This window comes from Empedobacter sp. UBA5528, from assembly GCF_002426075.1.
GTDB classification, from domain to species: domain Bacteria; phylum Bacteroidota; class Bacteroidia; order Flavobacteriales; family Weeksellaceae; genus Empedobacter; species Empedobacter falsenii_B.
In genome coordinates this window covers 46865-71875 of record NZ_DINY01000051.1, presented here as the reverse complement: position 1 = coordinate 71875, position 25011 = coordinate 46865, and the positions used below count along the sequence as shown (strand labels likewise).

At 31.8% G+C, this 25011-nt stretch carries 19 protein-coding genes and 1 pseudogene; 5 read left to right on the top strand and 15 right to left on the bottom strand.

All coding sequences use genetic code 11. The features are described from left to right. Positions 1-55 precede the first annotated feature (55 nt). Positions 56-655 carry an HD domain-containing protein gene (locus B4L98_RS11525; RefSeq protein WP_219033870.1) on the top strand — a complete coding sequence of 200 codons (600 nt, stop codon included), beginning with the start codon at positions 56-58 and terminating at the stop codon, positions 653-655. Positions 656-688: 33 nt separating this feature from the next. Then, positions 689-2263 carry a S41 family peptidase gene (locus tag B4L98_RS11520; protein ID WP_221854295.1) on the top strand — a complete coding sequence of 525 codons (1575 nt, stop codon included), beginning with the start codon at positions 689-691 and terminating at the stop codon, positions 2261-2263. A gap of 125 nt (positions 2264-2388) precedes the next feature. On the opposite strand, the gene B4L98_RS11515 is transcribed toward B4L98_RS11520, so the two are convergent. From B4L98_RS11515 to hisG, 14 genes are all read right to left on the bottom strand, one after another. Continuing rightward, positions 2389-2898, bottom strand: coding sequence for a class I SAM-dependent methyltransferase (locus B4L98_RS11515; protein WP_312027047.1), 510 nt, complete (start codon positions 2896-2898; stop codon positions 2389-2391). Between the two features lie 360 nt (positions 2899-3258). Further along, the gene (locus B4L98_RS11510) at positions 3259-4206 is read right to left on the bottom strand and encodes an FAD:protein FMN transferase (RefSeq protein WP_291078284.1); all 948 of its coding nucleotides are present in this window, start codon (positions 4204-4206) and stop codon (positions 3259-3261) included. Between the two features lie 90 nt (positions 4207-4296). Then, a complete protein-coding gene (locus B4L98_RS11505) occupies positions 4297-6486 on the bottom strand; it encodes a PepSY domain-containing protein (RefSeq protein WP_291078282.1) in 2190 nt (729 codons plus the stop codon). A gap of 1 nt (position 6487) precedes the next feature. Then, complete coding sequence (locus B4L98_RS11500; protein ID WP_291078280.1) at positions 6488-6979, bottom strand: DUF2271 domain-containing protein; 492 nt, start codon at positions 6977-6979, stop codon at positions 6488-6490. Between the two features lie 8 nt (positions 6980-6987). Then, positions 6988-8451, bottom strand: coding sequence for an ankyrin repeat domain-containing protein (locus tag B4L98_RS11495; protein ID WP_291078278.1), 1464 nt, complete (start codon positions 8449-8451; stop codon positions 6988-6990). A gap of 160 nt (positions 8452-8611) precedes the next feature. Further along, positions 8612-9241: a bifunctional phosphoribosyl-AMP cyclohydrolase/phosphoribosyl-ATP diphosphatase HisIE gene (hisIE, locus tag B4L98_RS11490; RefSeq protein ID WP_221854285.1), complete on the bottom strand. Its 630-nt coding sequence runs from the start codon at positions 9239-9241 to the stop codon at positions 8612-8614. Further along, entirely contained in the window at positions 9238-9990 is a 753-nt protein-coding gene (gene hisF, locus B4L98_RS11485; RefSeq protein ID WP_221854283.1) for an imidazole glycerol phosphate synthase subunit HisF, read from the bottom strand. The genes hisIE and hisF overlap by 4 nt, the downstream gene beginning before the upstream one ends. A 1-nt stretch (position 9991) precedes the next feature. After that, a complete protein-coding gene (gene hisA, locus B4L98_RS11480) occupies positions 9992-10705 on the bottom strand; it encodes a 1-(5-phosphoribosyl)-5-[(5-phosphoribosylamino)methylideneamino]imidazole-4-carboxamide isomerase (RefSeq protein WP_291078276.1) in 714 nt (237 codons plus the stop codon). Positions 10706-10787: 82 nt separating this feature from the next. Then, entirely contained in the window at positions 10788-13907 is a 3120-nt protein-coding gene (locus B4L98_RS11475) for a S41 family peptidase (protein WP_291078274.1), read from the bottom strand. A 19-nt stretch (positions 13908-13926) separates the two neighbouring features. Next, the gene (gene hisH / locus B4L98_RS11470; RefSeq protein WP_291078272.1) at positions 13927-14505 is read right to left on the bottom strand and encodes an imidazole glycerol phosphate synthase subunit HisH; all 579 of its coding nucleotides are present in this window, start codon (positions 14503-14505) and stop codon (positions 13927-13929) included. 90 nt (positions 14506-14595) lie between these two features. Further along, positions 14596-15729, bottom strand: a complete 1134-nt coding sequence (gene hisB, locus B4L98_RS11465) for a bifunctional histidinol-phosphatase/imidazoleglycerol-phosphate dehydratase HisB (RefSeq protein ID WP_291078270.1) — start codon at positions 15727-15729, stop codon at positions 14596-14598. 84 nt (positions 15730-15813) lie between these two features. Next, positions 15814-16860, bottom strand: a complete 1047-nt coding sequence (hisC, locus tag B4L98_RS11460; protein ID WP_219033862.1) for a histidinol-phosphate transaminase — start codon at positions 16858-16860, stop codon at positions 15814-15816. 14 nt (positions 16861-16874) lie between these two features. Further along, a complete protein-coding gene (gene hisD, locus B4L98_RS11455) occupies positions 16875-18161 on the bottom strand; it encodes a histidinol dehydrogenase (protein ID WP_291078268.1) in 1287 nt (428 codons plus the stop codon). Positions 18162-18232: 71 nt separating this feature from the next. Continuing rightward, positions 18233-19090: an ATP phosphoribosyltransferase gene (gene hisG, locus B4L98_RS11450; RefSeq protein WP_291078266.1), complete on the bottom strand. Its 858-nt coding sequence runs from the start codon at positions 19088-19090 to the stop codon at positions 18233-18235. Between the two features lie 404 nt (positions 19091-19494). Here hisG and hflX point away from each other — a divergent pair, with 404 nt between their 5' ends. Next, the gene (gene hflX / locus B4L98_RS11445) at positions 19495-20718 is read left to right on the top strand and encodes a GTPase HflX (protein ID WP_221854272.1); all 1224 of its coding nucleotides are present in this window, start codon (positions 19495-19497) and stop codon (positions 20716-20718) included. 293 nt (positions 20719-21011) lie between these two features. Further along, positions 21012-21718 (top strand): annotated as a pseudogene (locus B4L98_RS14715) (DNA alkylation repair protein). 58 nt (positions 21719-21776) lie between these two features. Here the strand turns inward: B4L98_RS14715 and B4L98_RS11435 are convergent. After that, entirely contained in the window at positions 21777-22484 is a 708-nt protein-coding gene (locus tag B4L98_RS11435; RefSeq protein WP_125349884.1) for a Crp/Fnr family transcriptional regulator, read from the bottom strand. Positions 22485-22559: 75 nt separating this feature from the next. Here B4L98_RS11435 and B4L98_RS11430 point away from each other — a divergent pair, with 75 nt between their 5' ends. Beyond that, positions 22560-24956 carry a heavy metal translocating P-type ATPase gene (locus tag B4L98_RS11430; protein WP_291078264.1) on the top strand — a complete coding sequence of 799 codons (2397 nt, stop codon included), beginning with the start codon at positions 22560-22562 and terminating at the stop codon, positions 24954-24956. Positions 24957-25011 lie beyond the last annotated feature (55 nt).

Here is a 25011-nt window from a genome sequence, read left to right as displayed (position 1 = left end):
TCAATAACATTGTTATTGAAGTTTTTTATTTTAGCGTGAAATAGATTATTAAAAAATGAACAAACAAGAAATACTTATTCAGACACAAGCTTATATCAAAAAAACTTTTTTAGATGAAGGAACAGGACACGATTATTTTCACATAGAACGTGTGGTGACAAATGCGAAGAAGATTTTAGAAACTGAAAATGCAGATTCTTTTTTGGTTGAATTAGCAGCTTGGACACATGATATCGGTGATTATAAATTGCATAATGGAGTTGATAAATCGGAGGAATTAATTAGAAAATTTTTAGAATCAATTCATGTAGAGGAAGAATCAATTCAGAAAGTATTGGAAATAGTCTCGCAAGTTTCATTTAGTAAAGGAAATAAACCAACAACTATCGAGGCTGAAATTGTGCAAGATGCTGATCGTTTAGATGCAATTGGAGCGGTTGGTATTGCGCGTTGTTTTGCATATGGCGGAAGTGTAGGTAGTATTTTATATAATCCGTACGATAATTCGAAAGACGCTTCTAGCGTGCAACATTTTTATGATAAATTATTTAAATTAAAAGAGTTGATGAATACCAAAACAGCAAAAGAAATTGCTTTAAAACGTCATCAGTATATGGAAAATTTTATCGAAGAATTTTATCAAGAAGTGAAATAATATTGTAACTTATTATTCATTTAATTATCCTTAATGCAACTAAAATTTACTCTAATTTATTTGTCACTTTTATTGATATGCAGTTGTGCTTCTGTCGAGAAATATAATGCAGATATTGATAAAGAGATTCCTGCGAATAAATTGAAAAAAGATGTAGATTTTGTTTATAAAAAACTAAAAAGATATCATCCAAAATTAGATTTATATACTTCTCAAGAACAAATTGATTATAAATTTGATAGTCTTAAAAAGTCAATTGATAAACCATTGAAACCAAATGATTTTTATGTCAAGTTTTTTCCGATTTTCGAAAGTTTAGAACATGGTCATACAGATATTTATCCGATATATAAACGATTAGAAAAGAGCAAGGAAAAAAAATACAAAGAATCTAAATCTGCTTTTAGTGATTATAGTTTTTTTTGGCAAAATGATTCAGTTTTTTTAGTGACAGATTACAGTAAAATCAATCCGATTAATCAAGGTTCAGTTTTGCTTTATATAGATAGTGTTTCTACAAAGTATTTATACGATAAATATAAAAAAAGTATTTATGGAGATGGTGAAAATCAAACTTTTTCGGATAATGTCTTTAACCGAACTTTTCTCAATTATTTTACTTTAGAAAATGGAATTAAAGATTCGGTTGAATTAACTTTTAAAATGGGGAATTCAATCATCCGAAAAAAAACATTTCGTACCTATCCAAAACCTAAAAATGATAAGATTTCAGAACTACCAAAAATTACAAAAGAGCAGAAAGAAGTTGAGCGAAAAGTTAGGATAAAACAAAAGAAATACGGCTATTCTAAAAGTTCCAAAACCTATTCCAAAGATTTGACTTTTCCTACGAACGACAGTACGATTGCGGTGTTAAAAGTAACTGATTTCAGGAAAGGAAAAATACGCGAACTATATAAAGAGGTTTTTACGGATATCAAGAATCATAAAGTTCAAAATTTAGTTCTTGATCTTCGCAACAATGGTGGTGGTTACCTAAAAGATTCGCACTATTTATACGCTTATTTGGTCGATGATTCCAAGGCATTTTTAGGTGAAAAAATCGTCGCGAACAAAACCTCTTTTGGCAAGTCGTTGTACAATCTTTTTCCCGTTTATTCCTATCCGTTGCTTTGGTTGGGATCGGGTTATACTTATTTTTCGACGTCAAAAAATGCTAAAAATGAATACGAATTGCACATGCCTTTTTCGCATGTCAAAATAGATAAAGAGCTCGTGTATCACCACAATTTGTATGTCATTATAAATGGTGGTTCTTACTCTGCTTCGGCGTTGATTTCGGCTAATCTTCAACTAAAAAATCGAGCATTTTTTGTAGGTGAAGAAACGGGAGGAGATTTTAATGGAACGGTTGCTGGGTTGATGCCAAAATTTACGTTGCCCAATTCCAAACTCAAAATTTCGGTTGGTACAGTTTATCTTTCTCCTATTGAAAAGCGAGATGAACAGGCGCATGGTGTTTATCCAAACCAAGTTATTCAACCTAATTTGCAAGATAAAATTAAGCGTACGGATGCTGAACTGAAATGGATTTTAAATGATATTAAAAAAGGAAATATCGAATACAATAAAGCTTTAAAAATATAAAATCATCTCCTGAATTAAGGAGATGATTTTTATATTTTTAGCGTTTGAGCGGGCTATTCGTTACAATCTTTTTTGTAGACACCGCGTCTACAAAAAAGGATTTCCACTACTATCCCTAACGCATTTTATTTTTTGTTGAAACTACAAAAAATAAAGTTCTGAATCGTATCAAATGGCGTTTTATGATCAATTGTAAAACATTCTATTTTCTCAAAATTAGCTTCAAAAGTTGAGGTTAACGACGTTTCATCATTTTGTTTTATTTCCAAACCACTACATTTTAATGGTCCATTTGTCGAAAAAGTTCCAATAACCATTTTTCCTTTTACAGCTTTCGAGACCAAATTTTGGTACTTTTTGATGTCATTTTCTTCTATTAAAAAATGAAAAACTGCTCTATCGTGCCAAATATCGTATTGTTCTGTAGGTTCAAATTCGGTGATATCAGCAACAATCCAAGTTACTTTTTCTGCATTATTTCCTAAACGCTTTTTTGCTCTTTCCAACGCATTTGCAGAAATATCCAAAACAGAAATATTTTCATATCCTTCTTCCAATAAAAAATCGACCAACTTACTATCTCCACCACCAATATCAATAATTTTAGCTGTTTTATCAGCTCCAAAAGAATGAATAAAATTTAAAGAAGTTTCTGGTTTTTCTTGTGTTCAACTCACTTCTTCTGGAGTTTTTACTTCATATATATGTTCCCAATGAGATTTTTTATTGTCGTTCATAGCTTTTGTATTTTGTTTAGGTGCAATTTCGACTTTTTATTTAAAATGAAGCATAACAAAAATTACAGAACTGAGTCTATTTTTTCTATAAAAAACACCTTTTACTAAATATAATGGTTATTATACACTTAAATAATTTAAGCTAAATTATTGATATTGCGAAAGTGCTGTTTTGGATAAATAAAATTGATTCAGAAACTTCTTTGTAAGGAGCATTTTTACGTTGAAACTGCATATCTAAATCACCATTTTTAAGTGTTATTTCTCAAGTTTTCGTTTAATCTTCTTGTAGTTTTTTGAACGAATAATTTTTCCTTTATCTGTAATCAAAAGAGCAGCGTAATCTTTTTGTTGATTGATAAAATTCAATCCTTTTTCTTTTCCTAAAACCATGATAGAAGTGCTAAAACCATTACACATTTCAGCATCCGTCCCAATAACTGTAACCCCTGTTAATCCTGTTGAAGGATAACCAGTTTTGGGATTAATAATGTGTGAATAGCGAACTTCATCAATCAAAATAAATTTTTCGTAATCACCAGAAGTCGTAACAGCAGCATTTTTCATTGAGAGAATATCCAACATTTTATGTCGATTAAATGGATTTGTAATTCCAATTTTCCAAGGTTCTCCATTTGGTTGATTTCCCCAAGTTGTCATATCACCAGAAGCATCAATTATACCCGCTTGTATTCCTAAGTCTTGCATGAAAGTTCGTGCTTTTTGTGCTGCATAACCTTTTCCTGTTGAACCAAAACCGATTTTCATTCCAGCTTTTTTTAAGAATATTGTTGAATTTTCTTCATCTAAAATAATGTTTTGATAACCGATTTTTTCGATGGCTTTTGAAATCTCTTCCTGAGTTGGAATCTTTTCCATTGAACCATCAAATTTCCATATTTTGTCCATTGCCGCAAAGCTAATGTCAAAAGCACCATCGGTTAGTTGCGAAAAATAAATCGCACGCTTTGTTAAGTCAAAAACTTCTCGATCTACTTTTATCGCCTTTATTCCTGCATTTTGATTGACAAGAGAAACTTGCGAAGTTGGTTTCCAGTCAGAAATCAAATTCTCAATTCTAATCATTTCATCAATTGCTTTATTGATGTTTTTTTCAACGGAAATAGAATCGGAATCAACCAATGTAATTTTGAATTTACTTCCCATTAAAATTGTATCTCTAACTCCAACCGTTTGAGCATTCATCGGAGTTAGAACATACAATAGTATAAAAGTGAATATATTTTTTAGAATGAATTGCATGATGTTTTATTCATTTGTTATTGTGAGTAAATTCTAATAACAATCCGTCAAAAATTGTCCGTTTGTTTTGAATTCTTCGAATGATTTCTTCAAATGTTGTTGACAGATTTCTTCCAAAACTTTTTCCACATCATGTTGCATTGTGAGAGCGCCACAAATCATAAGAATTCCACCATTTTGAAATGTTTCAGCAAAGAATTTAGCATCACGATTGACTAAATCCATCACATATTGTTTATTTTCTTCACGAGAAAATGCAATGTGAAATTGACTCAAATGATTGGTAGAAATTTGTTTCGTAGCAAATTCTTGATAAGATTTTGTTGTTTCATTATCATGTCTGAAACCACAGTATAAATGCGTTTCAATATTTTTTGAATTCTCATCAATCATCCCAAGAAAAGGCGCAATTCCTGTTCCGTTTGCAATCATCACAACTTTTGAAGCTTTTGGAAATCTAAAGGCTTTATTTTTTACAATTCGAGCTTTAATCGTAGAATTTTGAACTAAATTATATAAATATTGAGAACCTAATCCAAACTCATGCAATTTAACAATTAACTGTAATTTATTATCAACTTTTCCAACCGAATATAAGCGTTCTTTGTGATCGCTTTCGGGGTAAATTGCTAATAAATCTCCAGATTTGAATTTTTCTTTTACATCTAAAATAACTTTAAATGTTGCATCTTCTTGTGTGATTTTAGTGGTAGAAATAACCTTAACATTTTTCAGTTTTGGTGCTTTTCCAACATACATCGCAGGCGTTGTTGCTAACGGAATATCTGTCGTTTCCTTGTAAGCAGTTACCCAGTTTGTGAATTCTTCTGGCGATTTATCATTTACCGTTTTCAAATCAATTAATCGAGTAGCCCATTTTTGGTCATTCAACCATTTGTCAACTTTAACTGCATAGCCACAATAATCTGAATAGGCTCTTGATCCAAATCCTACAACAGAAAATTCGATGGATTGGTTTTGTGGAAATTGTGTGATTAATTGTTCAAATTTCTTAGCATTCGCAGGCGCATCACCAATTCCATAAGTTGAGGTAAAAATGATGAGTTGTTTTGCTTTTGGATAAATTTCATATTGATTCATCTGAGCGATAAATGATTTTTTTCCGTTTGCTAAAAATTGCTCTTGAATTTTTGAAGCAAATCCAACAGTTGCACCATTTTCTGAACCAACTAAAAGGATAATTTCAGCTTCGTTGGCTTTATATTTATTTTTGCCAATTTTCGTTTTTGTACGTTTGAACGTAATTACAAATCCTGACCAAATAAAGAATAAAATGTTAAGCGAAGCAATTCCTAAAATCGCAGCCCAAATCACATTAGTGCGACCTGTATGTAAATCGATATTGAATTTTTTTACAATTGCTGAATAAGGATTCAACGATTCTGAAATAATCGCTCCATTTACTTGATTCACCGAAACCGATTTTTTTCTTAAATGAACGATAAATGGTTCTGCTTCATCATCTGGAATAAAAGGAAATTCAATCTTTTCAACACTACTTAATTTCGTGTTTTTGAAGAATTCAATGTCTTTTAAATCTTTTGGTTGTAAATTTTCTTTAGCTTGATGCTCAATTTCTTTTGGTTGACCAACTAAAGGTTCTAATCGCGCTAAGAAAATCAATGTTCCTGTTAATGCAATGATTAAAACGGGAATTAATAACCAACGTCCAGATACAACATGAAAATATTGTGAAAAGGAGTCTTTGTTAACTTTGGTAAAGAAATTTAGAATTCCTTGTTGACGTTTTACGATTAAGATTAATCCACTTATTGAAATTAACATTAATAAAAAAGATACGACACCAACAATTGCTCGTCCTGTTTCTTTTAGAAATAATGAACGGTGCAAGGCTGTGACCCAATTGATGAAATCACTTTTTGGAACAATCTCACCAATCTTTTTTCCTGTTGTAGGATCAATGTAAGATTTGATCGAATTTCCATCTTCGTCCATCGCATCAATTGTCACAAAATCATTGTGATCAACTTTTACTTCTATTATTTCAAAATAATGCTCGCGCAAAGTTGGTAAAACTTGCGCGAGTGTTATGTTATCGAAATTTTCTACTTTGTATGCGGGCGATTTTTCGTTTATTGCATCAACAGCCAAAATTACTCCTGTGATAGATAGAATAACTAAAAATGCTGAAGATAAAATTGCAAGACTCAAATGCGCATATCTCCAAATAGATAATGTCATTTTATTGAACTTTTATAAAACGTACGGCTTTAATATAAACTGAACCTTTGATACCTGCTTTGTTGTCTAAATCCGAAGAATTTATTGCAACTTCGGCATCTTTTGTGACGTATTTTTGAGTTTCTACAGCAGATTCAAAACGTAATTTGTATCCTTTATTCAATTTTGCAGTATCAAACTCGATGACACGTGTCGCTCTCGCTCCTCCAGCAACTGAAGCACCTGTGATTCCGTTTAATTTTTCTTTCTTTTTACTATTGAATTTGTGCCATTCTTTTAACGTGTTATACCACTCGTTATCTGTTCCCAAAATACCTAAAGTTTTTTCGTATTGTCCTTTTGGATTGATTAATGAAATCACTACATAGGCTTCTTTTCCCGTGTAATTATTCATCTGAATCATTGTTTTGTATTTTGTTGTTTGAGCAAAAGTGGCAGTTGCCATTAAGATTACAACTAATCCAACTAATTTTTTGATTAAGTTAAATTTCATCTCCTTCATTATTTTAAAAAGTCAATAGACACATTATTTTTCTTTAAGAATTCGTTTTCTCCAGCCAAATCATAAGCTGTTTCGTCAAATTCTGTTTTAATATCTTTTTTCGCTCCAGCAGCAACCAAAGTTTTCAAGATTGCATCACCTTTCGCAATCAAAGCTGCTTTGTGTAAAGCTGTATTTCCGTCTTCATCTTGTGTATTAAGATTCACACCTAATTCAATCGCTTTTTTCACCAAATTTACATTTCCTTTATCAACAGCAATGTGTAACAAAGTTGCACCATTACTTTGAGTAGCTTTAAAATCAACTTTTGCATTTGTTAATAAAGCTTGTTTTTCTGCGAATGATTCATCATTTGGTTTGAAAGAATTGAACCAATAATAAGCCAAATTATTTCCATCTTTATCTACAATATAAGCTTTAGCGCCTTTTTCTAACAATAAAGAAACGATTTGAGATGTACCAGAAGCAACAGCTTTCGTTAAAGCTGACTCACCATTTTTATTAACCGCATTTACATTGTTTGCTTTTGATAAAAATGTATTGATTAAATCTGTATTTTTTCCTCCAGCAACCACCATTAATGCAGTGTTTGCTTCTTTATCAGCAATTTTCGCATCAACACCTTTTGATAAGATAAAGTTGATTGTTTCTGAGTTTCCTCTGCGAGACAAAGCGTGTAATAATGTTTGTCCGTCTGGATTTAACGCTTTCGGGTTTAATTTATATTTTGTAATTAATTCTTGGAAAACTTCTACGCCATTTTCTTTTGTTCTCGAACCTTGTGTGGCAAAAAATAAAGCTTGATCAGTAGGTTTAATTCCTTTCGCGATTAATTTATCTATGATTGATAAGTTTCCTAATTTTGTAGCATAATCTGCTACAGTACGTCCATTAGCGTCTTTATCACTTAATGATAAACCTTTTGAAATAAAATATTCTGTAACTTTTAAATCATCATCATTCGCAATCGCTTGCATGATTAAGTTTGAACCATCTTCTCCTTTAATTTTTGGATTAGCACCAGCTTTAATCAACGCATCGTAAACTGCGATATTCTGATTTCCAGCACTTGCTGCATATGTGATCACATCGTAACCGTGGCTATCTTTGTAATGAACGTCAGAACCTTTGGCTAATAAATAATTTACCAATTCTAAATTCCCCGCAGCAGCAGCCCATTGAAGATAAATTCTTGAGTGATGCGTTTTTTTATCAACAGAATTTCCTTCTTGTTCAATTAAAAATTTAGTCACATTAAAATCTGCTTTGTTGTTAATCGCTATCACAACAGGATCAAAGAAACCACCATTTTGAAAAGAAGGACTGTTTCCTTTCGAAATTTCAGTTTTTACAGTTTCTATTGTAGGATTATTTTTCCAAAAACCAGCATCCATCAACGTGTTCGTTTGAGCTTGAATAAATGAAGCGACAAGGATAGCAGCAGAAATGAATAATTTTTTCATATGAATAGAATATATTGTAATGATTATTTAGACTAATTTTAATTTGATTTCAAAAGTATTATTTTTATTTATATTAATTCTAATTAAATCAAATAAATTTGGCTAATTCTGCTAAACATCAGTTTTTTGAAAACAAAAAAGATTGCTAATCTGCAATCTTTTATATTTCTAAACGACTTAATTCAGCTCGTCTTGGACGGTTTTCTCTTGATTTCAAAATGTTTTCAACATCTTCTAATTTGAAACCTTTGGCTTTTAATAAAATTAAATAATGATACATTAAATCCGCGGCTTCATTAATAAATAAATCATCGTTGTTGTCTTTGGCTTCAATTACCAATTCGACTGCTTCTTCACCTACTTTTTGCGCAACTTTATTGATTCCTCTTTTGAATAATTTGTTAGTATACGAATCTGGATCGTTGTCTAAATCAATTCTATCGTTAATGGTTTGTTCTAATTCATATACAAATCCGTGGTTGGTTTCTTCTTTAAAACAAGTCGTAGAACCCGTATGACAAGTTGGTCCAAAAGGTTTTGCTTTGATTAAAATCGTATCGTTATCGCAATCAACTGCGATAGATTTTACTTCTAAAAAGTTGCCTGATTCTTCACCTTTTGTCCATAATCTATTTTTTGAACGAGAATAAAAGGTCACTTTTCCAATTTCTTGGGTTTTGTTAAAAGCTTCTTCGTTCATATAACCTAACATCAAAACCTTGTTGTTAAGATAATTTTGAATAATAACGGGAACTAATCCGTCGTTACTTTTATTGAAATCGATGTTCATCGTATCGGAATATTTTGTTCTTTTAAATAACTTTTAAGTGTTGGAATCGAAATTTCACCAAAGTGAAAAATACTTGCAGCCAATCCACCACTTGCTTTGGTTTGGGTAAAAACTTCTGTAAAATGCTCCATTTTTCCTGCTCCACCAGAAGCAATTACTGGAAGATTTACAGCATCAGCAACCGCTTTTGTAATATCAATTTTGAAACCAGCTTTTGTTCCATCGCCATCCATAGACGTTAACAGAATCTCGCCAGCACCTAATTCTTCTACTTTTTTGACCCAATCTAACGTTTCCCATTCGGTTTCAATTTTTCCACCGCTTACGAAAACTTTTTGTGTCCCATTTCCATCGCGAGTATCTACTGCAACGACTACACATTGCGATCCAAATCGAGCTGCTAAATCTGCAATTAATTGAGGATTTTTGACAGCCGAAGAATTAACGGAAACTTTATCTGCACCAGCTTTGATGACCGCCGAAGCATCTTCCACAGAATTAATTCCGCCACCAACTGTAAACGGAATATTAATCGCTGAAGCAATTTTTTCAACCATTTCAGCTAAAGTTTTACGCTTTTCTAATGTGGCTGTAATATCCAAAAACACCAATTCATCAGCGCCTTCTTCTACATATTTTTTTGCCAATTCCACTGGATCTCCCGCATCGCGTAAGCCCACGAAATTTATACCTTTTACTGTTCGTCCATCTTTGATGTCGAGACATGGTATGATTCTTTTCTTCAGCATATTAGTACAATTTTTTTAAGTCTTTCAATTGAATTCTCCCTTCGTAAATCGCTTTTCCAAGAATTGCTCCTTCGCAGCCTAATTCTTTTATTTTGATTAGATCATCGATTGAAGAAACGCCACCAGAAGCAATTAATTTGACCTCCGAAGTCGCTAAAATTTCTGCATATAATTCGTTTGAAGTTCCTTCTAACATTCCGTCTTTCGCGATGTCTGTACAAATCACATAATCAATACCTTTGGTTTTATATTCTTGAATAAAATCTATCACATCTAGTTCTGACGTTTCTAACCAACCATGTGTTGCTATTTTTCGATCTTTAGCATCTGCACCTAAAATGATTTTATCGCTTCCATACTGTGAAATCCATTCTTGAAATAATGTTGGATTTTGAACCGCAATACTTCCTCCAGTAATTTGGTTTGCGCCACATTCAAAAGCAATTCTAATATCTTGATCTGCTTTAATTCCACCTCCAAAATCAACTTTTAAATTGGTTTTAGAAGCAATTAATTCTAACGTTTTATAATTAATGATTTGTTTTGATTTAGCTCCATCTAAATCTACCAAGTGCAAATATTCGATACCATAATCCTCGAACTCTTTTGCTACTTCCAACGGATTTTCGTTGTATATTTTTTTTGTATCGTAATCGCCTTGTGACAATCGTACGCATTTTCCGTCGATAATATCTATAGCTGGGATGATTCTCATAACTGTTATGTCAGATTTACGAATTTGGAATTACGAATTACGATTAAGAAACAATCGTAATTCGTAAATTAACCTTCGTAAATTATTTTAATTCTTTCATGATCTCTTGGATTGCACGTTCCAATTGTGGGTCTTTATTTTCTAATCGATCTAAGAACGTATTTTTAATATAAATGTCAGGTTTAACTCCAGTTTTTTCTAAATTTTGTCCGTCCAAAGTATAAGTTCCCCAACTTGGTAAACGATAAAATGAGCCATCAACTAATCCTTTTCCAGAAGTGAAAATGATCCAACGATACGTTTCTTGACCAATGATTTTTCCTAATTTTAAGGCTTTGAATCCTGCAGCTGTCATTTCAGCATCGCTTAATGAGTATTCGTTAATTAATAAAACAATTGGTTTTCCTGAAGGTGCAAAATTCGGTTGAACAGTTAATTGTCCTTCACGATATTTCCATTTCAAATAAGGTCTTTGCGATAAAAAGTTCAAGACTTTATCATGCACATTTCCACCTGTATTGAAACGTAAATCTAAAATGACACCATCTTTTCTATTCTCTTGTTCTACCATGTCTAATAAAAACACATCCAATTCAGAAGTAGACATATTTTTCATGTACGAATAAGCGATTCTATCATTGCTTAATTTTTTGACACGCTGACGATTTTCATAAATCCATTCATCATATAAAAGCGATTTCAATTCATTATTTGAAATAGGATGAATCTTCGTCGAAATTGTTTTTCCTTTTCGGTCAAATTCAAGAGTTAATTCTTCTAATTTTTTAGGTGTTGTAAAATAAGTTTCACGATTTTGGTTTTGATCGATTTTTTGTCCATTCACACTTACTAAAATATCACCTTCTTGAATATCAATATTTTTAAGGAAAGCAGGAGATTTTCGTAAGATTTTTTCAACTGTAAAAGGTTGATCCTTCTTGAAAATAATTCCCGTTTCGTTTGTGAAATAATTCAATCTTCGACTTTCTTCTTTTCCGAAAGATGAAAAACCTAAATGCGAAGAATTCAATTCACCTAGCATATCATTTAACAAAATTCTTAAATCATTTCGATTGTTAACATAAGGTAAAAACGTTGCGTATTGCTCTTTTTTCGCTTTCCAATCGATTCCGTGAAAATTCTCATCATAGAAATTTTCTTCTACTCCAGCCCAAGCTTCTTCGTACATTTGATTGAATTCTGAAGCCAAGTTTTTATTGAAATTATATTTAATACTAACTTTTTCAGGATTTGTAGAACTAATGCCAAATTTGTAAACAGAATTATCGATTAAAGCATAAAGATTTTTCTCATTTTTTACGATAAAATCAGCGCCTTTGTTGAATATTTTATCTGTTTTATCTTCTTCAAAATCAGTGGTTGTTTTTCTGTATAACTGAAATTTACCATTTTCTTGATTGGTGTTATAGAATAAAAATTGCTTTTTATCATCCGCAAAAACAAAAGGATTTGTCTGATATCCAAAACGGTCTGTTACCAATTCAATTCGTTCCAAGAATCCTTCTGGATTAATAGTTAATGCTTTAAAGTCGTTCTTTTCTTCTTTTTTCTCTTTCTTCTCAACCTTTTTTTCTTCTACAAATAAATTATCAAATTTTTCTGATTTATAAGCTTGGTCAAACCAATCTAAAGAAGCGCGATAAATACTTGATTCTTGCATTCCCAAAGGATAGGATGGGTTTTTTCTATCACTTGAAAAATAAATGTATTTTCCGTCTGGAGACCAAGTAGGATCGGCTTCGGAAACACCAGTATTAGTTAAATTAACAGTTGTATTTTTTTTGATGTTGTGAATAAAAATATCTAACTCGAAATTGCGTTTTGCAGAGAATAACACATATTCATCATTTGGAGAAAAAGATGGTTTTGAATTTTGGAAAGCCCAAATTTCATCTTTAACAATTGTTGATGATTTAAGTGATTTCAAATCTAATAATCTTACTTCATCGCCTCCACTTAAATAAACAGCTTGTGATAAATCATTGTTGAATGTAATGTCTCGATTATTTCTTAAATCAGAAGTTAATTGTTCAACTTTTCCTTTTCCATCTGCCGAAATTTTAAACCAATTTTGGTAACCTTTATATGTTTGGTTGAAGATTAAATTTTTGTTGTCTTTTAACCATTTTACTTCTAAAACACGCTCTTTTCCATCAGAAATTTGATTGACAAACTTTCCTTCATTATCCGAAACAAAAATAATTCCTCTGCTTACAAAGGCCATTTTCTTTCCATCAGGAGAAATGTCAAAATAATCGATGTTATTATCAACTTCAAAATTTTGCTCTTTTTCTAAAGATTTATTCGAATTAACATTAATTGTAAGAGGTTTCGACGTTTTAGTTTTTACATCGTAAACAAATAATTGATAATCTTTTTCGAAAACAACTTTTGAACCATCAGCCGAAACAAAAGGTTTCTTAATTGAAGTTTCAAATTTTGTTAACGCTTCTTTTTTACCATTTGCTAATTGATATAAGTTGTATTCGCCATTATTTTCGTCCGAAATAAAATAAATAATTCCATTTTTATCAACCGTAGGATTAAAATCTTTTCCGTTATAATCGGTATATTGTTTATAACTTTTTGTGGTTGGATTATATCCTAATAAATCTGGATTATTTTCTCCTTTGTATCTTTTTCTTGTAACTTGACTTGCACTTTCAGACGAGTTAGTGAAAATATATTCACCTTGAGGAGTTTCTACTAAACCATTTGTTGTATTAAAATAATTTGTAAAAAGCGCTTCTGGTGTTTTTCCATCTAAATCAATTTTAAAACTTCCAAATCCATTATTTTGATTTGATGTAAAATAGATCGATTTACTGTCCCAACTCCAACTCTCGACTTCATCTTTGGCTTGATGAAAAGTCAATTGCTTAATTTGTCCACCATTTATAGGCATTATATAAATATCGTAATTTCCATATTGATTAGAGCTGAATGCCAGCCATTTTCCGTCTGGTGAAACACGAGGATTGATTTCTTCTCCTTCTAAAGCTGTTATTCTTGCAGCATTCCCGCCATTTATATCGGTTGACCAGATGTCGCCATCGTAACTAAAATAAACCGTTTTAGCATCAGGACTTAAAGAAGGAGTAGAAGTGAAGTACACTTTTTCTTGAGCAGAAACCTGCGAAATTGCAAAAGCACTAAGTAAAGTAAAAACTATTTTTTTCATGTGTGTGAATTTATAATTACTATAAACTTAGAAAGTTTTTTAGTATTTGTTCTCCTATTCCTGCAGATTTCTCTGGGTGAAATTGAGTTGCGTAAAAATTATCTTTATGTAAAGCTGCTGAATATTCTAAAATATAGTCTGTTTTCGCGATCGTATATTCTGAATTTTCGCAATAAAAACTATGTACATAATAAATGTCGGAGTTCTCTTGAACGTCATTAAACAAAGGTGTTTTTAAGTCGTAAATCGTATTCCAGCCCATATGAGGAACGATTTCTGTCGAAGGAAATAATTTCACTTGAATAGGGAAAATTCCTAAACAATCGGTATCTCCTTCTTCCGAATAAGCGCACATTAATTGCTGACCCAAACAAATTCCTAATGTTGGTTGTTTTAAGTTATTAATGACTTTATCTAATCCTTTTTCTTTTAAATAATTCATTGCGGAACTTGCTTCTCCAACACCTGGAAAAATTACTTTATCTGCATTTTGTAAGGTTTCAAAATCGTCCGTAATTATTGCTTTGTATCCCAAACGAGTTACTGCATTGTACACCGATTTTACATTTCCTGTATTGTATTTTACTATTGCTATCATTTTTTTTGTTCTAAGTTCTAAGTTCTAAGTTCTAAGTCGTAAGGCATAAGGATAAGAAAATCCTTAGAACTTATACCTTAAGACTTAAGTCTACAAAAGTCCTTTTGTTGATGGTAAAATCATTTTTTCTAGATCGCGCTTAACCGCTACTTTTATGGCTTTGGCAAAGGCTTTGAAAATCGCTTCAATTTTGTGATGTTCGTTTGTGCCTTCCGCTTTGATATTTAAGTTTGCTTTTGCACCGTCTGTAAATGATTTGAAAAAGTGATAGAACATTTCAGTCGGCATTTGACCAATCATTTCACGTTTAAAATCTGCTTCCCAAACCAACCAATTTCTTCCTCCAAAGTCAATTGCTGCTTGCGCTAAACAATCGTCCATTGGTAAAGTAAATCCGTAACGTTCGATACCTAATTTATTTCCTAACGCTTGCGCGAAAACTTCACCTAAAGCAATTGCTGTATCTTCAATCGTGTGGTGTTCGTCCACTTCTAGATCTCCATCCACTTTTATCACTAAATCCATTTGTCCATGACGAGCGATTTGATCTAACATATGATCGAAAAAGTGAATTCCTGTCGAAATATCCGATTTTCCTGTTCCGTCAAGATTTAAATCAATTTTAATCTTTGTTTCATTCGTATTACGAACAATTGAAGCAGTGCGATTTTGAAGTTTTAAGAACTCGTAAATCTCTTTCCATGAAGTTGTTTTTAAAGCAATCGTTTCATTCAGACCTTCATTGTCTTTGATTTCGTTAGCGCCTAAAGCCTCATCATTCGCGATAAAAATTCCTTTTCCACCAAGATTTTGAGCTAATTTAACATCCGTTATTCGATCACCGATCACAAACGAATTTGTTAAATCATATTCAGGGTTATTGATATACTTTGTTAATAAAGCCGTTCCAGGTTTACGCGTTGGCGCATTTTCATGAGCAAAAGTTTTATCAATGTAAATACCCTCGAATTTCACGCCTTCATTTTCGAATGCTTTCACTACGAAATTTTGTATTGGCCAAAATAATTCTTCAGGATTAGAAGGCGTTCCTAAACCATCTTGGTTGGTCACCATAACTAATTCGTAGTCCAATTCTTTTGCAATTTTACCTAAATAAGTAAAGGCTTCTGGATAGAATTCTAATTTGGAAAAGCTGTCAACTTGGTAGTCAGCTGGCTCTAAAATCATTGTTCCATCACGATCTATGAATAGTATTTTTTTCATTTTAGTTGTTTTTGATGTCATTCCGATGTTAGGAGGAATCTCAGAGATTTCTCATTTCACTGTCGTTTCATTCGAAATGACAAATTATATTATTTTAAGTGTTTGTATTAATTTCTGATTTTCAACTTCCGTTCCAACTGTAATACGTAAACAATTTTCGCATAAATCGTCGTTGTTTCTGTTACGAATTACAATTCCTTTTTCGACCAATTGATTGTAACGTTCGTTTGCATTATCAACTTTAATCAAAATGAAATTCGAATCGCTTGGATAGATTTTTTCTACAAATGAGATATCAGTTAAAGCATTTTCTAGAACTTCTTTTTGTTGAATAATCGTATTTGTAATAGCTATCACTTTATCGTAATCGCTTAAAATTTCAATCGCTTTTAATTGTGTTAATTGATTGATGTTATAAGGTGGTTTTATTTTATTTAAAACATCCACAATTTCTTGTGAAGCATACAAAATTCCTAAACGAATTCCTGCTAAACCAACCGCTTTCGACAAAGTTTGGGTAACAATTACGTTTGGATAATTTTTGATTTCTTCTATCCAAGACTGTTCTGTGGCGAAATCGATATAAGCTTCGTCGATAATTATTAAGCCATTGAAACGATTCACAATTTCTAAAATAGTTTCTCTTTTGATGATTTCTCCTGTTGGATTATTAGGAGAGCATAAAAAAATCATTTTTGTATTTTCATCTACTTTTGAGAAAATATCTTCGATGTTTGGTTGAAAATCTTCTTTGTTTAATAACGATTTTCGGTATTCAATAGCATTTAAATTCGCTAAAACACCATACATTCCATAGGAAGGTGAAATCGCAATAACATTATCTTGATTCGGTTCGCAAAATGCTCGGAAAATTAAATCTAACACTTCGTCACTTCCATTTCCTAATAGAATCTGATTTGCAGGAAAGTTTTTGATTTCACTTAAAATCGATTTTACATTACGTTGTAAAGGATCAGGATAACGATTCAATCCATTATTGAAAGGATTTTCGTTCGCATCCAAGAAAACGAAATCGTTATTTATTTCTTGAAATTCGTCACGAGCTGATGAATAAGCTTTCAGCGTTTTTACGTTAGGACGAATGATGTTATTTATGTTGAATGAATTCATGTACGATTTTTGATTTACGATTTTAGATCATTTAGTCTTAAGGTTACTGCATTTTTGTGCGCAAATAACTCTTCGGCTTCAGCCATTAATTCGATTGCTGGACCAATGTTTTGAATTCCTTCTGCTGATAATTTCTGAAACGTGATTTTCTTGATAAAACTATCAAACGAAACTCCTGAATAATTTTTTGCATAACCATTAGTTGGCAAAGTGTGATTGGTTCCTGAAGCATAATCACCAGCCGATTCACACGAATAATTTCCTAAGAAAACTGAACCTACATTAATAATTTTATCGATATAATTTTCAGCCATTTCGCAAGCGAAAATTAAATGTTCAGGTGCATAAATATTTGAAAAAGTTACACATTCTTCGATAGAATTTAAAACAATTCCTTTTGAATTTTCTAACGCTTTAGTCGCTAATTCTTTTCTTGGCAGAACTTCTAATTGAGCATTGATTTCTTCAATCGTTTCATTTAATATTTGTTCGTTTGTTGTTAATAAAATCACTTGTGAATCGATTCCGTGTTCGGCTTGTGATAATAAATCGGCAGCCACATATTTAGGAACCGAAGTTTCATCTGCAATCACTAAAACTTCGCTTGGACCAGCAGGCATGTCGATGGCTACACCAAAGTTTTGAGCAACTTGTTTTGCTGCAGTTACATATTGGTTTCCTGGACCGAAAATTTTATCCACTTTTTGAATCGTTTCTGTTCCAAAAGTTAACGTTCCAATCGCTTGAATTCCGCCAACTTTGTAGATTTTTTCAATTCCGATTAAGTTCGCAGTATATAAAATTGCAGGGTGAATTTTTCCTTCTTTATTTGGAGGTGTACATAAAATAATTTTTTGGCAACCAGCTAATTTAGCAGGAATTCCTAACATTAAAGTTGTAGAAAATAACGGAGCTGTTCCACCTGGAATATAAATTCCAACATTTTCGATACCGCGAGATTCTCTCCAACAATTTACTCCTTTTGTGGTTTCAATAACTTTTACTTCTTCACGTTGTTCAGTGTGAAACTTCTCAATATTAGAAGCTGCTAATTGAATTGCTCCTTTTAATTCTTCAGAAATTAAAGTTTTTGCTTCTTCAATTTCTTGAGTAGAAACTTCTAAAGAAGTTAGCTTAACTTGATCAAATTTTTCTGTAAAATCAATTAATGCTTGATCTTTTTCTTTTTGAATTTTTCCAAAAATATCTAAAACTATTTCTTGTAAATCTTGTGCTTCTTTCGTTGGTCGAGCTGTTAACTTAGACCAGTCTGAAAGTTGAGGTTTGATATATGTTTGCATGTTGTTACGAATTACGATTTTAGAATTACGAATTACGATTGAATCGTAAATTGTAAATCGTCAATCAAAAATTATAAAATCATTTTTTCAATTTCTAATACTAAAATTCCTTCTGCACCCAAAGCTTTCAATTGCTCGATGATGTCCCAAAAAGTATCCTCTTTAATGACAGTGTGGATTGATGACCAACCTTTTTCGGCCAATGGCAAGACTGTTGGAGATTTCATTCCAGGTAACAAAGCAATGATTTCTTCTAACTTTTCGTTTGGTGCGTTTAATAAAATATATTTGTTTTCAGAAGATTGTTTTACTGCTTCGATTCTAAATAAAAGACGATCTACAATAGCTTGTTTTTCAGCATCAAGATTTTGATTAGAAATTAAAACAGCTTGCGATTCAACCACCGTTTCCACTTGTTTTAAACCGTTTGTTAATAGAGTAGAACCTGTAGAAACGATATCAAAAATAGCATTTGCCAAACCGATACTTGGAGCAATTTCTACGCTTCCTCCGATTTCTTCAATCTTAACATTAATTCCTTTTTCTTGAAAGAATTTTCCTAAAATACGTGGATAAGAAGTTGCAATTTTTTTATCTTGAAAATAACTTAAATCTGTATAAATTTCATCTTTCGGGATCGCTAAACAAAGTTTGCAGCCAGCGAATCCTAATTGACGGATTTGAGTGACATTTTTATCTTTTTCCCAAACTTCATTTTCACCTAAAATACCGATATCAACAACCCCTTGTTCTACATATTGCGGAATATCGTCATCACGTAAGAATAAAACTTCGATAGGGAAATTAGGAGATTCGGTTCTTAATTTTCGATTACTTGTAGAGATTTTAATTCCGCAATCTTTCAATAATTCGAGTGATTTTTCACTTAATCGACCGCTTTTCTGAATGGCTATTTTTAATTTACTCATTTTTAATATTTTATATTTTAAAGTTTGAGTAAATCGATGATTAAATCTTGAAGTAACAAAAAATCCCGTTCGATTTACTCAAACGGGATTTAGATATTGTGATAAAATCATTACATACCACTATCTGCTCGCTTGAGTGCAAGTATGATGGTGATGATGATGTAATTGATTTGGGTACATTTTACTTTTTTGCTGGAACAAATGTAGAAAGGAAATTTTAATTGACAATAGATTTTTTGAAAATTAGTAAATAAACTTGTTATTAATTATGAAAACCTTATTTTTTTCTATTTTTATCCAAAAGAACTCAAATATTTATTAAGTTTTATTGATTTGATTAATTCTCAATATTTTATAGAAAGTTCGGTTACATCCAAAACTTTCTTTTATTTTTGCAGTAATATATGTTAGAAAAACAAGAAGCACAATACGAAAAAGTAGTTTTAGTTGGATTGATTACACGTGAACAATCCGAAGAAAAACTGACGGAATATATGGATGAATTGGAGTTCTTAGCTTATACAGCTGGAGCGACAGTTGGAGAACGTTTTACACAAAGAATGGACAAACCTGATTCTAAATTCTTTGTAGGAAGCGGGAAATTGGATGAAATCACAGCTTTTGTCGAAGAATATGATATTGATACAGTTATTTTTGATGATGAATTAACGCCTTCTCAGTTGAAGAATATTGAGAAAGTTGTCAACAAAAAAATCATCGACCGTACACAATTGATTTTAGATATTTTTGCTCAACGTGCGCAAACTTCTTATGCGCGTACGCAAGTAGAATTGGCACAATACCAATATTTATTACCGCGATTAACACGAATGTGGACGCACTTAGAGCGTCAGCGTGGTGGAATTGGTATGCGTGGTCCTGGTGAAACGGAAATTGAAACGGATAGACGTATTATTCGTGATCGAATTACGTTATTGAAAGAGAAATTGAAAGGAATCGATAAGCAAATGGCTACTCAACGTAAAAATCGTGGAGCATTGGTACGCGTTGCGTTGGTTGGGTATACAAATGTTGGGAAATCAACGTTGATGAATGTCTTATCGAAGTCCGAAGTTTTTGCCGAAAATAAATTATTTGCAACATTAGATACAACGGTTCGAAAAGTGGTAATTGGTAATTTACCTTTCTTATTAACGGATACGGTTGGGTTTATTCGCAAGTTGCCAACACAATTGGTAGAATCGTTCAAATCTACATTAGATGAGGTTCGTGAAGCGGATTTGTTGGTGCATGTTGTGGATATTTCGCATGCGAGTTTTGAGGATCATGTGAATTCTGTGAATCAAATTTTAGCTGAAATAGAGTCGAAAGAAAAACCAACGATTATGGTTTTCAATAAAATTGATAATTTTTCTTATATTAAACAAGATGAAGATGATTTGTCTGAAAAGAAATTTGAAAATTATTCGTTAGAAGATTGGAAACGTACGTGGATGGCGAAAACAGATTATCCGACATTGTTTATTTCGGCAACGGAAAAAGATAATTTAGAAGATTTGCGAAAAACGGTTTATGAAGAAGTGAAAGAAATTCACATGAAACGTTTTCCTTATAATAATTTCCTTTTTCAATATTACGATGAGGAAGAAAATGATTCGGAAGAATAATAGTTTTAATTTTTAGATTTTTTAAGATTAAAAATTAGAATTAATATAACCATAAATAATAATCCAATTTGAATATAAAGACCCATTGAATTTTCACGAAAATTATTATACAACTTTATAAGACCATTGATTATTATAATCAGGAAGAATAATAATATTAGAGGCTTGTGTTTGAAATTCATAAATGTAAGTTTGTATTAAAGTTAGGAAATTTATATTTAATATTTTAAAATAAATAAGAGTTCAGTTTTTGGACTCTTTTTTTGTTAACATCAACATCTAATTGATAAAATATGATAGAGCAATTAAAATCAACTTTACAAGATTTAGCGGACGATGATAAAGCGAAGATTATGATGCGTTTTTTCAAAACTGGAAAAGGAGAATATGGCGAAGGAGATATTTTTCTCGGGATTTCTGTTCCGAATCAGCGTTTGATTGCGAAATAATTTTATCAACAAGTTTCGTTAAATGACATCGAAAATCTATTGAATTTTAATATTCACGAATACAGATTAACTGCTTTGTTGATGTTGGTTTCGAAGTACGAAAAATCAAAAGATGAAAAAGTGAGAAAAGATATCATCGATTTTTATCTTGCTCAAACTTCTCAAATCAACAATTGGATTTGGTTGACATAAGTTGTTATAAAATTTTGGGCCATTATTGTTTTCATCAAAAGCGAGAAGAATTACTTTTTGAATTGGCGGATTCAGAAGATTTGTGGGAAAAACGAATCGCAATTGTATCAACGATATATTTTATCAAACAAAAATCATTTTCAATTGTTCCAGAAATTATGTTGAAAAATCTTCATCATTCGCACGATTTAATGCACAAAGCAAATGGTTGGATGTTGCGTGAAATGGGAAAAATGGACGAAGAAAAGTTGATTGAGTTTTTGGACGAATATACGTTGCAAATGCCAAGAACAACGTTGAGATATGCGCTCGAAAAAATTGATCCAATTCTCAAAAATTATTATATGAAATTGAAATAATTTGCATAAAAAAAGTCGCTCTGTGAGCGACTTTTGATTTTATATCAAGAATAAATTCTTACAAAATAACATGACCTAATTTTGTCAATTTTTGATGATCTAAAACTTTTATTTTTCTTCCTTCAACTTCGATTAATTCATCAGTTTTGAATTCAGAAATCAAACGAATTGCAGATTCTGTCGCTGTTCCAATCAAATTTGCCATTTCTTCGCGTGTCAACGAAATGTTGATAAATCCGTCTTTGTCTGTTCCTAATTTTCCTTCTAATAAAATTAAAACTTCAGCCAAACGTTCGCGAACTGTTTTTTGTGCTAAATAAGTGATTGTTCTGGCGTATTCTCCCAAATCTTTAGCAATTCTTTGTAAAATATTGAAAGCTAATTTTGGATTAACTTCTAATAATTTTAAGAAGAATTTTTCTGGAATATAATATATTTCAACTGGCGTCATTGCAGTTGCAGATGCACCAAAAACTTCTTGACTTAAAATTGAGCGATAACCGATAATGTCACCTTCGTTGATAAAACGTAGAATTTGCTCTTTTCCATTAAAGCCAATTTTGAACAACTTAGCAGTTCCTTTCATTACGCAATATATACCTTTTGGTGTGTGACCTTCCTGTATAATTTCGTCTCCTTTTTTTAGGTTGATGATTTTCTTTTCTTGCTCAAACTCCAATAATTCTTCCTTACTAAAAACCCCGAAAGACTCTGGGTTATCAAACATCGCTTTAATCGATACTACATTCTCATTAAACTCTGACATATCTTGTTGTTATGACTTAATTCATACAAAGTTAACGTTAATTCTGATAAAAGGAAAGTAATTTTGTAAAATAGTATGGAAGAGAATTGTTTTCACTGTGGTCAACGAATTGAAGAAGAGGTTATTCAGTTCGATGAAAAGGATTTTTGTTGTCAGGGTTGTAAAACGGTTTACGAGATTTTAAACGTAAATAATCTAAAAGATTATTACGACCTTAATCGTAATGCAGGTTTGCGTCCTGATGAAAAAAGTAATCATCAATTTGATTTCTTAAACACAAAAGAAATCTTTGATAAAGTTGTCGATTTTTCAGATGACGGCGTTACAGTTGTGTCCTTTTATGTACCTGTAATGCACTGTACTTCGTGTGTTTGGTTGTTAGAAAGTTTGGATACGATTAACCCAAATATTATATCTTCTAATGTCAATTTTACACAAAAAACTGTTCAGATTACGTATCGTGATGCGGATTTGAAATTAGGTGATTTGGCAAGATTTATTACAAATTTAGGCTACAAACCTTCGATTAATCTAAAAACATTAGACAAAAAGAAAAAAAGCAAAGTCGATCGTTCTTTGGTGAGCAAATTGGTAATAGCAGGATTCTGTTTTGGGAATATTATGCTTTTATCTTTTCCAGAATATGTCGAAGTTTTTGGTAATGTAAAAGAACAATGGTTAGATCAAAACAAAGGATATTTCCGTTGGACAATGTTCGCGTTATCGTTGCCTGTTTTCTTTTATTCATCTACCGATTATTTTGTTTCGGCTTGGCAAGGTCTGAAAAATAAATATATCAATATCGATGTGCCAATTGCGTTAGGAATTATTGTGATTATGTTTAAATCGACTTATGATATCATTTTTGATATTTCGCCAGGTTACTTTGATACATTAGCGATGCTTTTATTTTTGATGTTGACAGGTAAATGGTTTCAGCAACAAACAATGCAAGCGTTGGCATTTGATCGAGATTACAAATCGTTTTATCCAATTGCAGTTGCGAAATTAGAAAATGGTTATGAACAACCAATTTTGTTGGCTGATTTGAAAAAAGGTGATCGAATTTTAATTAGAAATGAAGAAATTATTCCAGCCGATGCCATTTTGATGAAAGGTGAAGCGATGATTGATAACTCGTTTGTAACGGGAGAATCTCGCTTGATTCAGAAAAAAGCTGGAGATAAAATATTTGCGGGTGGAAAACAATCTGGTCATGCAATTGAGCTGGAAATTATTTCGGATGTTAATCAAAGTTATTTAACCCAATTATGGAACAATGATGCTTTCCAGAAAGAAGAATCTGAGTTGAATGCTTTGACGAATAAAATCAGTCATTATTTCACATTAATCATCCTTATTATTACAGCATTTTCAGCTGTTTATTGGTATTATCACGATTCTTCTAAAATTTTAGAAGTAGTCACATCTATTCTTATTATTGCTTGTCCTTGTGCGTTAGGATTGTCCTCGCCGTTTATTTTGGGACATATGATGCGTATTTTCGGTAACAAAAAGTTTTATGTAAAAAACACATCGACTGTAGAAAGAATGGAAAAAATTACGGATGTAGTTTTTGACAAGACTGGAACAATTACAGAAAGTGACGAAGCGCAAGTACAATACGAAGGAAAAGAATTATCCGATTATCAGAAACAATTGGTAAAAGCATTAATCAGAAATTCAAATCACCCGCTTAGTCGTACGTTGTATAAAAAACTAAATGTTGACGATCATTTGCCGATTTCTAATTACGAAGAAATAGTTGGGAAAGGTCAACAAGCAGAAGTAGATGGGCATCAATTAAAAGTTGGGTCGAGAAGTTTTACCAATGCAATTTTTAATGAAAATAGATTAAATCAATCTCAAGTTTTTATATCAATTGATGGAGAAGTTTTTGGTAAATTTGTTTATACCAATCGATACCGAAAAGGATTGGATGGTATATTGAAAGAGTTGGATGCATATCAATTGCATGTGTTGTCAGGGGATAATGATTCTGAAAAAGAATATTTAGAAACGATTTTTCCATCAAATGCAAAATTGATTTTTAATCAATCACCAACAGATAAATTAGAATACATCAAGCAATTGGAAGAAGATGGAAAAAAAGTGATGATGCTTGGAGATGGATTAAATGATGCTGGAGCTTTGAAACAAAGTACAGTTGGGATTTCAATCTCTGAAGATATTAACAGTTTTTCACCTTCATGTGACGGAATTTTGGATGCGAGAAGTTTTTCGGCTATTCCAAACTTTTTGAAATTAGCAAAGACAACAATGAAATTTGTAAAAATTGCATTTTTTATTAGTTTCTTATACAATATAGTTGGGCTTAGTTTTGCCGTTTCTGGATATTTACAACCAGTCGTAGCAGCGATTTTAATGCCAATAAGTTCTATTTCAGTGTTAATTTTTGCTACGGCAAGCACACGAATTGCAGATAAAATAACGAAATGGAATTTAGACTGATTTTAAATTACGTATATACATACTGCTCTGACCAAAATCATTGTGATAAGAACTT

Bases quoted from the DNA above. Each gene is read 5' to 3' on its own strand.
- B4L98_RS11525 (WP_219033870.1), top strand. From the start codon at position 56: ATGAACAAACAAGAAATACTTATTCAGACACAAGCTTATATCAAAAAA.
- B4L98_RS11520 (WP_221854295.1), top strand. From the start codon at position 689: ATGCAACTAAAATTTACTCTAATTTATTTGTCACTTTTATTGATATGC.
- B4L98_RS11510 (WP_291078284.1), bottom strand. From the start codon at position 4,206: ATGAATGCTCAAACGGTTGGAGTTAGAGATACAATTTTAATGGGAAGT.
- B4L98_RS11505 (WP_291078282.1), bottom strand. From the start codon at position 6,486: ATGACATTATCTATTTGGAGATATGCGCATTTGAGTCTTGCAATTTTA.
- B4L98_RS11500 (WP_291078280.1), bottom strand. From the start codon at position 6,979: ATGAAATTTAACTTAATCAAAAAATTAGTTGGATTAGTTGTAATCTTA.
- B4L98_RS11495 (WP_291078278.1), bottom strand. From the start codon at position 8,451: ATGAAAAAATTATTCATTTCTGCTGCTATCCTTGTCGCTTCATTTATT.
- hisIE (WP_221854285.1), bottom strand. From the start codon at position 9,241: ATGAACATCGATTTCAATAAAAGTAACGACGGATTAGTTCCCGTTATT.
- hisF (WP_221854283.1), bottom strand. From the start codon at position 9,990: ATGCTGAAGAAAAGAATCATACCATGTCTCGACATCAAAGATGGACGA.
- hisA (WP_291078276.1), bottom strand. From the start codon at position 10,705: ATGAGAATCATCCCAGCTATAGATATTATCGACGGAAAATGCGTACGA.
- B4L98_RS11475 (WP_291078274.1), bottom strand. From the start codon at position 13,907: ATGAAAAAAATAGTTTTTACTTTACTTAGTGCTTTTGCAATTTCGCAG.
- hisH (WP_291078272.1), bottom strand. From the start codon at position 14,505: ATGATAGCAATAGTAAAATACAATACAGGAAATGTAAAATCGGTGTAC.
- hisB (WP_291078270.1), bottom strand. From the start codon at position 15,729: ATGAAAAAAATACTATTCATAGATCGTGATGGAACAATGATTTTAGAG.
- hisC (WP_219033862.1), bottom strand. From the start codon at position 16,860: ATGAATTCATTCAACATAAATAACATCATTCGTCCTAACGTAAAAACG.
- hisD (WP_291078268.1), bottom strand. From the start codon at position 18,161: ATGCAAACATATATCAAACCTCAACTTTCAGACTGGTCTAAGTTAACA.
- hisG (WP_291078266.1), bottom strand. From the start codon at position 19,090: ATGAGTAAATTAAAAATAGCCATTCAGAAAAGCGGTCGATTAAGTGAA.
- hflX (WP_221854272.1), top strand. From the start codon at position 19,495: ATGTTAGAAAAACAAGAAGCACAATACGAAAAAGTAGTTTTAGTTGGA.
- B4L98_RS11435 (WP_125349884.1), bottom strand. From the start codon at position 22,484: ATGTCAGAGTTTAATGAGAATGTAGTATCGATTAAAGCGATGTTTGAT.
- B4L98_RS11430 (WP_291078264.1), top strand. From the start codon at position 22,560: ATGGAAGAGAATTGTTTTCACTGTGGTCAACGAATTGAAGAAGAGGTT.